This window comes from Citrobacter sp. GW821-FHT02E08, assembly GCF_059421685.1.
The window spans coordinates 1-12,294 of record NZ_JBWKVL010000020.1 but is presented as its reverse complement, the minus strand read 5'-3'; the positions used below and the strand labels follow the sequence as shown (position 1 = coordinate 12,294).

The following is a 12,294-nucleotide window of genomic DNA, read 5'->3' as shown; positions in this document are numbered from 1 at the left end:
ATGGCTGTAGATGATACTCAACCCCTTATTACGCATCTGATTGAGCTGCGTAAGCGCCTTTTGAACTGCATTATTGCGGTTATCCTGATTTTTCTGGCGTTGGTTTACTTTGCCAACGACATTTATCATCTGGTTGCTGCGCCGCTGATCAAACAGTTGCCTCAGGGGGCGACGATGATCGCCACAGATGTGGCCTCGCCGTTTTTCACCCCGATCAAACTCACCTTCATGGTGTCGTTGATTTTGTCAGCGCCAGTGATCCTGTATCAGGTGTGGGCGTTTATTGCTCCTGCACTGTATAAGCACGAACGCCGTCTTGTCATGCCGCTGCTGGTATCCAGTTCACTGCTGTTCTACATCGGTATGGCGTTCGCCTACTTTGTGGTCTTCCCGCTGGCGTTTGGTTTTCTGGCTAACACCGCACCGCAAGGCGTACAGGTTTCTACTGATATCGCCAGTTATCTCAGCTTTGTGATGGCGCTGTTTATGGCATTTGGCATCTCCTTTGAGGTTCCGGTCGCCATTGTGCTGCTTTGCTGGATGGGGGTAACGACCCCCGACGATTTACGCAAGAAGCGCCCTTATGTGTTAGTCGGCGCGTTCGTGGTGGGGATGTTGCTGACCCCGCCTGATGTCTTCTCGCAAACACTGTTAGCGATACCGATGTATTGCTTGTTTGAAGTTGGCGTCTTCTTCTCTCGTTTCTATGTGGGTAAACGACAAACGCGAGATGAAGATAACGAGGCTGAGAACGAGAAAGCTGAAAACGCTGAGAAAGCAGAGAAACCCGAAGAATAAACACAACCGCCCGTCAGGGCGGTTGTCGTATTGGAGACAGCATGTTTGACATCGGGGTAAATTTAACCAGCTCGCAGTTTGCGAAAGACAGAGACGAGGTCGTGTCGCGTAGCTTTGCTGCAGGTGTGGACGGCATGCTTCTGACAGGGACCAATCTGCACGAAAGCCAGCAGGCGCAAGCGCTGGCGCGGCAATATACGCGTTGCTGGTCGACGGCTGGCGTTCATCCGCATGATAGTAGCCACTGGCAAGCATCAACCGAAGAGGCGATAGTCGCGCTGGCAGGTCTGCCAGAAGTCGTGGCAATTGGCGAATGCGGTCTGGATTTCAATCGCAATTTCTCCACGCCGCAAGAGCAGGAGCGGGCATTTCTGGCGCAGTTGCATATTGCCGCAGAATTGCAGATACCTGTTTTCATGCACTGCCGCGATGCGCATACTCGTTTTTTGACGCTACTGGAACCCTGGCTGGATAAACTACCTGGCGCTGTACTGCATTGTTTTACCGGCTCTCGCCAGGAGATGCAGGAGTGTGTGGACAGAGGGCTTTATATCGGCATCACGGGGTGGGTTTGCGATGAACGTAGAGGACTTGAGCTGCGCGAGTTGTTACCCTTTATTCCAGCAGAAAAACTGCTGATTGAGACGGATGCGCCGTATCTTCTGCCCCGGGACATCTCTCCCAAACCTGCATCAAGACGCAATGAACCTGCCTGGTTGCCGCATATTCTTGAGCGTATCGCGACGTGGCGTGGGGACGACCCGCAACACCTGGCAGCAATAACAGACGATAACGTCAGAGCGCTGTTTGGGATCGCGTTTTAAATCTTACGAAATCCGGTATTTTTCACGCTCTGCTTTACCTCTTTATTCAACAGGTTAAGCAGCAGCATTGAACGTGCTTCGCCATCGGGTTCGGTAAAGATAGCCCTCAGTCCCTCAAATGCCCCTTCTGTGATGAGCACGCTGTCGCCTGGATAAGGCGTTTCTGGGTCGACAATATCGTGAGGTTTGCAGATAGAGAGCTGATGAATCACGCTGGAGGGGACTGTTGCGGGCTGTGCGCCAAACCGTACGAAATGACTGACGCCGCGCGTGGCGTTGACCGTCGTGGTATGAATCACTTCCGGATCAAACTCGACGAACAGATAATTAGGGAAAAGAGGTTCACTGACTGTGGTACGTTTACCGCGTACTATTTTTTCCAGGGTGATCATCGGCGTCAGGCAATTCACCGCCTGTCTTTCGAGGTGTTCCTGGGCACGCTGAAGTTGCCCGCGTTTGCAGTACAGTAAATACCAGGATTGCATAATGACTCTTATTTCCTTATTCAGGGCGCAAGCATAGCAAAAGCTATGCGCTAAGTTAATTATAATCCCCGGGTTTGCTTGCTTCGCCGAAGTTCACGCTAATTTAACAAAAATACAGCATCACGATGATGAACGCCGTATAATGAGGCGCTTACGAAGAGGCCATAATGGACGCCATGAAATATCACGATTTACGCGACTTCCTGACGCTGCTTGAACAGCGGGGCGAGCTCAAACGCATCTCGCTTGAGGTCGATCCTCATCTGGAAATCACCGAAATTGCTGACCGCACGTTGCGTGCCGGTGGGCCTGCCCTGTTGTTTGAAAATCCCAAAGGTTATTCAATGCCGGTGCTGTGTAACCTTTTTGGTACGCCGAAGCGTGTTGCTATGGGGATGGGGCAGGAGGATGTTTCTGCTCTGCGGGAAGTGGGTAAGCTATTGGCGTTTTTAAAAGAGCCGGAACCGCCGAAAGGGTTTCGCGATCTGTTTGATAAACTTCCGCAGTTCAAACAAGTCCTCAATATGCCAACAAAGCGTCTGCGCGGCGCGCCCTGCCAGCAGAAAGTGTTCTCTGGTTCAGAGGTGGATTTAAACCGCATTCCCATCATGACCTGTTGGCCGGAAGATGCTGCTCCGCTCATCACCTGGGGTCTTACGGTGACGCGTGGTCCGCACAAAGAGCGGCAGAATCTCGGTATCTATCGTCAGCAATTGATTGGTAAGAACAAACTGATCATGCGTTGGCTGTCTCATCGCGGCGGCGCGTTAGATTTTCAGGAGTGGTGCGCTGCGCATCCGGGCGAACGTTTCCCCGTGGCGGTGGCGCTGGGCGCCGATCCGGCGACGATTCTCGGTGCGGTAACGCCGGTGCCTGATACCCTTTCGGAATATGCGTTTGCAGGTCTGTTACGTGGCACAAAGACAGAAGTCGTCAAATGTATTTCCAACGATCTTGAAGTCCCTGCCAGTGCGGAAATCGTGCTGGAAGGCTATATCGAGCCGGGTGAACTGGCGCCGGAAGGTCCTTATGGCGACCATACTGGCTACTACAACGAAGTGGATAGCTTCCCGGTCTTTACCGTGACGCACGTGACGCAGCGTGATGATGCTATCTATCATTCGACATACACCGGCCGGCCACCCGACGAACCCGCAGTGCTGGGTGTGGCGCTAAACGAAGTCTTCGTTCCCATTTTGCAAAAGCAGTTTCCGGAAATCGTCGATTTTTATCTGCCGCCGGAAGGCTGCTCTTATCGACTGGCCGTGGTGACAATTAAAAAACAGTACGCCGGTCATGCCAAGCGCGTCATGATGGGGGTGTGGTCATTTTTACGCCAGTTTATGTACACCAAATTTGTTATCGTCTGCGATGATGATGTCAACGCACGCGACTGGAATGATGTCATTTGGGCGATCACTACCCGTATGGACCCGGCCCGGGACACCGTGCTGGTAGAAAATACGCCAATTGATTATCTGGATTTTGCCTCGCCAATCTCTGGGCTTGGTTCAAAAATGGGGCTGGATGCCACCAACAAATGGCCTGGTGAAACCCAACGTGAGTGGGGGCGTCCCATTAAAAAAGATCCTGACGTTACCGCGCGTATCGATGCGATCTGGGATGAGCTGGCCATATTCAACAACGGTAAAGGCGCCTGAGGCGCGATCGTTTTGCCCTATAGACCCGACAGAGGGAGCGCATGACAACCTTAAGCTGTAAAGTGACCTCGGTAGAAGCTATCACCGATACCGTATATCGCGTACGTTTAGTGCCAGACGCGGCGTTTTCATTTCGCGCTGGTCAGTATTTGATGGTGGTGATGGACGAGCGGGACAAACGTCCGTTTTCTATGGCATCCACGCCGGATGAGCAAGGGTTTATTGAGTTGCACATTGGTGCCTCGGAACTCAATCTGTATGCCATGGCAGTGATGGACCGCATCCTGAAAGACAGCGAAATCGTGGTGGATATGCCGCACGGCGAAGCCTGGCTACGTGATGATGAAGAGCGTCCGCTGATCCTGATCGCCGGGGGAACCGGATTCTCTTACGTGCGTTCAATTCTGCTTACTGCGCTGGCGCGTAATCCACAACGCGATGTCACTATTTATTGGGGCGGTCGGGAAGAAAAGCATCTTTACGATCTCTCTGAGCTGGAAGCGCTTTCGATCAATCATCCCAATCTGCGTATTGAACCGGTGGTTGAGCAACCAGAAGCGGGGTGGCGTGGCCGTACGGGAACGGTATTAACTGCGGTCTTACAGGATCATGGTACGCTGGCCGGACATGATATCTACATCGCCGGACGTTTCGAGATGGCGAAAATCGCTCGCGACCTGTTCTGCAACGAACGCAGCGCGCGGGAAGACCGTCTGTTTGGTGATGCCTTCGCCTTTATTTAACGCAATAAAAAACCCGCCCCTGACAGGCGGGAAGAACGGCAACTAAACTTTCTTTCTTCGCCATTGGCACCAATGGCGTTGAGATAACACTGTTGTAGGCCGGGCAAGCGAAGCTCCCCCGGCTTTTTGCCCGATTAAACCCGCTCAAACACCGTCGCGATACCCTGACCCAATCCGATACACATCGTCGCCAGACCAAACTGCACGTCTTTGCGTTCCATCAGGTTTATCAGGGTGGTGCTGATACGCGCGCCAGAACAACCGAGCGGATGACCCAGAGCGATCGCGCCGCCATTCAGGTTGATCTTCTCGTCGATCTGCTCCATCAGCCCCAGATCTTTAATGCACGGCAGGATCTGTGCGGCGAACGCTTCGTTCATCTCAAACAAACCGATATCACTGGTCGATAGCCCTGCTTTTTTCAGCGCCAGTTTTGAGGCTGGTACAGGACCATAGCCCATGATTGAAGGGTCACAACCCACGACGGCCATTGAGCGAATGCGCACGCGCGGTTTCAGGCCCAGTTCACGTGCACGGCTTTCGCTCATCACCAGCATGGCGGCAGCGCCATCGGAGAGGGCCGAAGACGTGCCTGCGGTGACCGTACCGCTAACCGGATCAAACGCCGGTCGCAGCGTGGACAACGCTTCGACGGTGGTTTCCGGGCGGATCACTTCATCGTAGTTAAACTGCTTTAGCACGCCGTCGGCATCATGACCGCTGGTCGGGATGATTTCGTTTTTAAACGCGCCGAACTGCGTGGCCGCCCAGGCACGGGCGTGTGAACGCGCAGCGAAAGCATCCTGCATTTCACGGCTGATACCGTGCATGCGGGAGAGCATTTCTGCCGTTAATCCCATCATGCCCGCGGCTTTTGCCACATTGCGGCTTAAGCCAGGGTGGAAATCGACGCCGTGACTCATTGGCACATGGCCCATGTGCTCCACACCGCCGATCAGACACGCCTGCGCATCGCCGGTCATGATCATGCGTGCGGCGTCATGGAGCGCCTGCATTGATGAACCACACAGACGGTTGACGGTGACCGCAGGGACAGAGTGCGGGACTTCCGCTAACAGCGCTGCGTTACGGGCAATGTTGAAGCCCTGTTCCAGCGTCTGCTGTACACAACCCCAATAAATATCGTCAAGGGCAGCGGGTTCCAGCGCGGGGTTACGCGCCAGCAGACTACGCATTAAGTGTGCGGAGAGATCTTCCGCCCGCACGTTACGAAACGCGCCACCTTTCGAACGGCCCATTGGGGTACGGATCGCATCAACAATTACAACCTGTTCCATTGTGACTCCTTAAGCCGTTTTCAGGTCGCCAACCGGACGGGCAGGCTCAACCGGGGGATAGTACGGTTCGTTATGACGCGCTTTGTTACGCAGACCTTCCGGCACTTCATACATCGGACCGAGATGCTGATACTGTTGCGCCATATCGAGATATTTTGCACTGCCGAGCGTGTCCAGCCAGCGGAATGCGCCGCCGTGGAACGGAGGGAAGCCCAGACCGTAAACCAGCGCCATATCGGCTTCTGCCGGACTGGCAATGATGCCTTCTTCCAGGCAACGCACCACTTCGTTGACCATCGGGATCATCATGCGGGCGATAATCTCTTCGTCGCTGAAATCACGCTTCGCTTTGCTGACGTCAGCCAGCAAGTTGTCCACGGTGGCGTCTTCTTCTTTCTTCGGCTTGCCTTTGCTGTCTTCTGTATAGCGCCAGAAGCCCAGGCCATTCTTCTGACCGAAACGGTTAGTTTCAAACAGCGCGTCGATCGCGTCGCGATAGTCTTTCTGCATACGCTGTGGGAAGCCTGCTGCCATCACTGCCTGCGCGTGGTGTGCGGTATCAATGCCCACGACATCCAGCAGATAGGCCGGGCCCATTGGCCAACCAAACTGTTTCTCCATCACTTTGTCGACTTTGCGGAAATCTGCGCCGTCACGCAGTAGCTGGCTGAAGCCTGCGAAATACGGGAACAGTACGCGGTTAACAAAGAAGCCAGGGCAGTCGTTCACCACAATCGGTGTCTTGCCCATCTTGCTGGCCCAGGCCACCACTTTGGCGATGGTTTCATCTGAACTTTTCTCGCCGCGAATGATCTCAACCAGCGGCATCCGGTGAACCGGGTTAAAGAAGTGCATGCCGCAGAAGTTTTCCGGGCGCTTCAGGACGCTTGCCAGTTCGCTAATGGGAATAGTGGACGTATTCGACGCCAGTACGGTGTCCGGACGAACCTTATCTTCCGTCTCCGCCAGTACGGCTTTTTTCACTTTCGGGTTCTCAACGACCGCTTCCACCACCACGTCGACGCGCTCAAAACCGACATAATCCAGCGTTGGATGAATGGTGGAAATCACGCCCGCCATTTTCAGACCGTCGATCTTACTGCGCTCAAGCTGTTTGTTCAGCAACTTGGCGGCTTCGGTCATACCGAGGGCGAGCGATTTGTCGCTGATATCTTTCATGATCACCGGTACGCCTTTCCAGGCGGACTGATAAGCGATACCCCCACCCATGATTCCGGCACCCAGTACGGCAGCCTGCTTCGGCGTTTCAACGTCTTTGGTGAGCGTCTTCGCTTTGGCCTTAACGAACTGATCGTTGAGGAATATGCCGACCAGTGCGCGGGCTTCTTTGGTGTGTGCCAGCGGGACAAAACTTTGGTTTTCCAGTTTCAACGCTTCTTCACGACCAAAACGGGCAGCGGCTTCAATGGTCTTCACCGCCGTGATCGGCGCCGGGTAATGTTTACCTGCGGTTTGCGCGACCATCCCTTTGGCGATGGTAAAACTCATTGCAGCTTCAATTTTGCTGAGTTTCAGCGGCTCGAGCTTCGGCTGACGTTTGGCTTTCCAGTCAAGGTCACCGTTGATCGCCTGATGTAGCACCGCCAGTGCGCCATCAATCAATTTCTCTGGCTTCACCACGCCATCGACCAGACCGATTTTCAGCGCCTGCTCGGCACCGACATCTTTACCTGCCGCGATGATCTCCAGTGCGCTGTCCGCGCCCAGCATACGGGGCATACGGACGGAGCCGCCAAAGCCTGGCATGATCCCCAGCTTTGTTTCCGGCAGGCCGATACGCAGGTCCGGCGTCGCCAGGCGGTAATCGGTCGCCAGAACGCATTCGCAGCCGCCGCCCAGCGCATAGCCGTTGACAGCGGAAAGGGTGGGAACGGGTAAATCTTCCAGACGATTAAAGACGCTGTTGGCAAAATGCAGCCACTGGCTTAACTGCTCTTCGGGAACGAGAAACAGTGAAAGGAATTCGGTGATATCTGCACCGACAATAAAGGCCGCTTTATTGGAACGTAGCAGCAGCCCTTTTAAATCTGTTTGCTTTTCCAGCACGTCAAGCGCCTGGCCGAGGCTGGCGACGGTTGCCGTGTCGAGTTTGTTGACCGAGCCTGGAGCATCGAACACCAGTTCGGCAATGCCATTTTCCAGCCAGTCAAGGTACAGGGTGTCGCCTTTGTAAAGCATGTCAGTCTCCTGAATCCGCAAGGTGATCTGGTCATACCAGATTAAGCGAGTGTGTATTTTGTGTTAATAAAATGCAAATGACTGATTAAAAAAATGACGATTCGATCACGCTCGGCAGAAATCACGCAGCCACAATGTGATGTGCTAAGATGCGGAGACTTGAGGTCAAAAACAGAAGGGAAAAAAATGGAATCACTGGCCGCACTCTATAAAAATCATATTGTTACCTTGCAAGAACGGACTCGTGATGCACTGGCGCGTTTTAAGCTGGATGCGTTACTTATTCACTCCGGTGAGCTGGTCAACGTCTTCCTCGACGATCATCCGTATCCCTTCAAGGTCAATCCGCAGTTTAAAGCCTGGGTGCCGGTGACTCAGGTGCCCAATTGCTGGTTGCTGGTCGATGGCGTAAACAAGCCAAAACTGTGGTTCTATCTGCCGGTTGATTACTGGCACAACGTTGAACCGTTACCGACCTCCTTCTGGACTGAAGACGTTGAAATCATTGCGCTGCCAAAAGCCGACGGCATTGGTAGCCAGTTGCCAGCCGCACGCGGCAATATTGGCTATATCGGTCCGGTTCCGGAGCGCGCGCTGCAGCTGGATATTGCTGCCAGCAACATCAACCCGAAAGGGGTGATCGACTACCTGCATTATTACCGTTCCTATAAAACGGATTATGAACTGGCCTGCATGCGTGAAGCGCAGAAAATGGCGGTGAGTGGTCACCGTGCTGCAGAAGAAGCCTTCCGATCCGGCATGAGCGAGTTTGACATCAACCTGGCTTATCTGACGGCGACCGGGCATCGTGACATAGATGTACCGTACAGCAACATTGTCGCGCTCAACGAACATGCCTCAGTCCTGCATTACACAAAGCTGGATCATCAGGCACCGTCTGAAATTCGCAGCTTCCTGTTAGATGCCGGCGCGGAGTACAACGGTTATGCGGCTGATCTGACCCGTACCTGGTCTGCCAACAGCGATAATGACTACGCTCAGCTGGTTAAAGATGTGAATGACGAACAGCTGGCGCTGATTGCTACGATGAAAGCAGGCGTCAGCTATGTGGATTATCACATTCAGTTCCATCAGCGCATCGCGAAGTTGCTGCGTAAACATCAGCTTGTGACCGATATGAGCGAAGAGGCGATGGTGGAAAACAATCTTACCGGGCCGTTTATGCCACACGGTATTGGTCATCCGCTGGGTCTGCAGGTACATGATGTGGCCGGTTTTATGCAGGATGATACTGGAACGCATCTCGCTGCGCCGTCGAAATACCCTTATTTGCGTTGCACCCGTGTGCTCGAACCGGGAATGGTATTAACCATTGAGCCGGGGATTTATTTCATCGAGTCACTATTGGCTCCGTGGCGCGAAGGTCAATTCAGCAAACACTTCAACTGGCAGAAAATCGAAGCGCTGAAACCTTTTGGCGGTATTCGTATTGAAGATAACGTGGTGATCCACGAAAACAACGTTGAAAACATGACGCGTGATTTGAAACTAGCGTAATGGACAGTTGGTTAATCCCTGCATCGCCGGTCACTGTTGTTGAAGAGATCAAAAAGAGCCGCTTTATTACGCTGCTGGCCCATACGGACGGCGTAGAAGCGGCGAAAGCGTTTGTGGAATCCGTCAGAGCGGAGCACCCGGCTGCTCGCCACCACTGTGTGGCGTGGGTGGCGGGTGCGCCGGACGACTCGCAGCAACTGGGTTTCTCGGATGACGGCGAACCGGCGGGCACGGCAGGGAAACCGATGCTCGCCCAATTAATGGGCAGTGGTATAGGTGAGATAACCGCCGTGGTGGTTCGCTACTATGGCGGTATTCTGCTGGGCACTGGTGGGCTGGTGAAGGCTTACGGCGGCGGAGTGAATCAGGCGCTGCGACAGTTAACCACGCAACGCAAGACGCCATTAACCGAATATACTTTGCAGTGTGAATATGGTCAGTTGACCGGGATTGAAGCATTGCTGGGACAGTTTTCCGGTAAGATCGTTACCAGCGATTATCAGGCATATGTTCTGTTACGGGTGGCGCTTCCTTATGCAAAAGTGGATGAATTTACAGCAAAACTGGCAGATTTTAGCCGTGGTTCATTGCAATTATTAGCGATTGAAGAATAATCCCCACCTCATTTTTAGAACAAAGGAAGCGGCAGAGATGCATTTTCGCGCCATTACCCGAATCGTTGGACTACTGGTCATCTTATTTTCGGGGACAATGATTCTCCCAGGGTTGGTTGCGTTGATCTACCGTGATGGGGCGGGTCGGGCATTTACCCAAACTTTCTTTGTTGCGTTGGCAATTGGTTCTTTACTGTGGTGGCCAAACCGCCGGGAGAAAGGCGAGCTGAAATCCCGCGAAGGGTTTCTCATCGTGGTTCTGTTCTGGACCGTACTGGGTAGCGTGGGTGCGCTACCGTTTATCTTCTCTGAGCAACCGAACCTCACAATTACTGATGCGTTTTTTGAATCCTTTTCCGGGTTGACGACAACCGGCGCGACCACGCTGGTGGGGCTTGATTCGCTGCCACATGCCATTCTTTTTTATCGTCAGATGCTGCAATGGTTTGGCGGTATGGGGATCATCGTCCTGGCGGTGGCCATTCTTCCTATCCTCGGCGTTGGGGGGATGCAGCTTTATCGGGCAGAAATGCCAGGGCCGTTGAAAGATAACAAAATGCGCCCGCGCATTGCCGAAACAGCAAAAACTCTGTGGCTGATTTATGTGTTACTGACTGTGGCGTGCGCGCTGGCGCTGTGGTTTGCGGGTATGCCCGCCTTTGATGCCATTGGGCACAGCTTTGCCACCATCGCCATTGGCGGTTTTTCAACGCATGATGCCAGCGTGGGGTATTTTGACAGCCCTGCTATCAATACCATTATTGCTATCTTCTTACTGATCTCCGGTTGTAACTACGGCCTGCACTTCTCTTTATTAAGCGGGCGCAGCCTGAAGGTTTACTGGCGTGACCCAGAGTTCCGGATGTTTATTGGCGTACAGTTGACGCTGGTGGTCATCTGCACCCTGGTTTTATGGATCCACAATACTTACGCCTCGGCGCTAACGACCCTGAATCAGGCTTTTTTCCAGGTGGTGTCGATGGCGACAACTGCTGGGTTTACAACGGACAGCATTGCGCGCTGGCCGCTCTTTCTGCCTGTTCTCCTGTTGTGTTCTGCCTTTATCGGCGGTTGTGCGGGATCAACCGGTGGTGGCCTGAAGGTGATCCGCATTCTGTTGCTGTTTAAGCAGGGGAATCGCGAACTGAAGCGACTGGTTCACCCGAACGCGGTGTACAGCATAAAGTTGGGGAACCGTGCGCTGCCGGAACGTATCCTGGAAGCCGTCTGGGGTTTCTTCTCTGCTTATGCGTTGGTCTTTATCGTCAGCATGCTGGCTATTATTGCCACCGGTGTGGATGACTTCTCTGCGTTTGCTTCTGTTGTCGCAACGCTCAACAACCTGGGACCAGGACTGGGCGTCGTTGCAGACAACTTTGCCAGCATGAACCCGGTTGCGAAATGGATCCTGATCGCCAATATGTTGTTTGGTCGTCTGGAAGTCTTCACTTTGCTGGTGCTGTTTACCCCCACTTTCTGGCGTGAATAATGGAGTAACACGTGAAAACACTCATTCTCTTCTCTACCCGGGATGGACAAACGCGCGAGATTGCCTCGTATCTGGCCTCTGAATTAAAAGAGCTGGGGATCTGGGCGGATGTCGTTAATCTTCATCGTACTGAGGAGCCGGACTGGCAAAGTTATGATCGCGTCGTGATTGGGGCGTCTATTCGCTACGGTCATTATCATGCTGCTTTTCAGGAGTTCGTGAAGACACATTCTGCAAGATTGAACGCAATGCCGAGTGCGTTCTATTCGGTGAATCTTGTTGCGCGTAAGCCGGAAAAGCGGACGCCGCAGACAAATAGCTATGCACGCAAGTTTCTGATGAACTCGTCGTGGCGTCCCGATCGTTGCGCAGTGATTGCAGGGGCGCTTCGTTACCCTCGTTATCGCTGGTACGACCGCATCATGATTAAGCTCATTATGAAGATGTCAGGCGGTGAAACGGACACGAGTAAAGAAGTGGTATATACCGACTGGGAACAAGTGGCGATTTTTGCCCGTGAAATCGCGCAATTAACCAGCAATCCGTCGTCAAAGTAGTCGCAAAGAATAAAAAATAAGCACTTGGAAGATTATTTTAAATTTCCGCTTGTCAGCCTGAAATAACTCCCTATAATGCGCCTCCACTGACACGGAACAACGGCACGC

Annotated in this window: 11 protein-coding genes; 8 read left to right on the top strand and 3 right to left on the bottom strand. The window is 53.2% G+C overall.

What is annotated here, in order from left to right; genetic code table 11:
• Positions 1 to 798 carry a Sec-independent protein translocase subunit TatC gene (gene tatC, locus AC07UY_RS19890; protein ID WP_192613938.1) on the top strand — a complete coding sequence of 266 codons (798 nt, stop codon included), beginning with the start codon at positions 1 to 3 and terminating at the stop codon, positions 796 to 798.
• A 41-nt stretch (positions 799 to 839) separates the two neighbouring features.
• The gene (gene tatD, locus AC07UY_RS19885; RefSeq protein ID WP_494701810.1) at positions 840 to 1,622 is read left to right on the top strand and encodes a 3'-5' ssDNA/RNA exonuclease TatD; all 783 of its coding nucleotides are present in this window, start codon (positions 840 to 842) and stop codon (positions 1,620 to 1,622) included.
• Here tatD and rfaH read toward each other — a convergent pair.
• Complete coding sequence (gene rfaH, locus AC07UY_RS19880; RefSeq protein WP_494661395.1) at positions 1,619 to 2,107, bottom strand: transcription/translation regulatory transformer protein RfaH; 489 nt, start codon at positions 2,105 to 2,107, stop codon at positions 1,619 to 1,621. The genes tatD and rfaH overlap by 4 nt on opposite strands.
• A 167-nt stretch (positions 2,108 to 2,274) precedes the next feature.
• On the opposite strand from rfaH, the gene ubiD reads away from it, so the two are divergent.
• Together ubiD and fre are read left to right on the top strand one after the other, a co-directional pair.
• Positions 2,275 to 3,768, top strand: a complete 1,494-nt coding sequence (ubiD, locus tag AC07UY_RS19875; RefSeq protein WP_494661396.1) for a 4-hydroxy-3-polyprenylbenzoate decarboxylase — start codon at positions 2,275 to 2,277, stop codon at positions 3,766 to 3,768.
• Between the two features lie 41 nt (positions 3,769 to 3,809).
• Complete coding sequence (gene fre / locus AC07UY_RS19870; protein WP_494661397.1) at positions 3,810 to 4,511, top strand: NAD(P)H-flavin reductase; 702 nt, start codon at positions 3,810 to 3,812, stop codon at positions 4,509 to 4,511.
• A gap of 134 nt (positions 4,512 to 4,645) precedes the next feature.
• Here fre and fadA read toward each other — a convergent pair whose 3' ends face one another.
• Positions 4,646 to 5,809 (bottom strand): acetyl-CoA C-acyltransferase FadA, encoded by a 1,164-nt coding sequence (gene fadA / locus AC07UY_RS19865; protein ID WP_494701809.1) that lies wholly within the window; start codon positions 5,807 to 5,809, stop codon positions 4,646 to 4,648.
• A 9-nt stretch (positions 5,810 to 5,818) separates the two neighbouring features.
• Positions 5,819 to 8,008: a fatty acid oxidation complex subunit alpha FadB gene (gene fadB / locus AC07UY_RS19860; protein ID WP_494701808.1), complete on the bottom strand. Its 2,190-nt coding sequence runs from the start codon at positions 8,006 to 8,008 to the stop codon at positions 5,819 to 5,821.
• A 186-nt stretch (positions 8,009 to 8,194) separates the two neighbouring features.
• Here fadB and pepQ point away from each other — a divergent pair, with 186 nt between their 5' ends.
• From pepQ to hemG, 4 genes are read left to right on the top strand one after another with little or no spacing between them, the layout of a single operon-like run.
• Entirely contained in the window at positions 8,195 to 9,526 is a 1,332-nt protein-coding gene (gene pepQ / locus AC07UY_RS19855; protein WP_192613931.1) for a Xaa-Pro dipeptidase, read from the top strand.
• Positions 9,526 to 10,140: an IMPACT family protein gene (locus AC07UY_RS19850; RefSeq protein ID WP_494661400.1), complete on the top strand. Its 615-nt coding sequence runs from the start codon at positions 9,526 to 9,528 to the stop codon at positions 10,138 to 10,140. Before pepQ ends, AC07UY_RS19850 begins: the two co-directional genes overlap by 1 nt.
• A 37-nt stretch (positions 10,141 to 10,177) precedes the next feature.
• The gene (gene trkH / locus AC07UY_RS19845; protein ID WP_203359433.1) at positions 10,178 to 11,629 is read left to right on the top strand and encodes a Trk system potassium transporter TrkH; all 1,452 of its coding nucleotides are present in this window, start codon (positions 10,178 to 10,180) and stop codon (positions 11,627 to 11,629) included.
• Between the two features lie 11 nt (positions 11,630 to 11,640).
• Complete coding sequence (gene hemG, locus AC07UY_RS19840) at positions 11,641 to 12,186, top strand: menaquinone-dependent protoporphyrinogen IX dehydrogenase (protein ID WP_494701807.1); 546 nt, start codon at positions 11,641 to 11,643, stop codon at positions 12,184 to 12,186.
• Positions 12,187 to 12,294 lie beyond the last annotated feature (108 nt).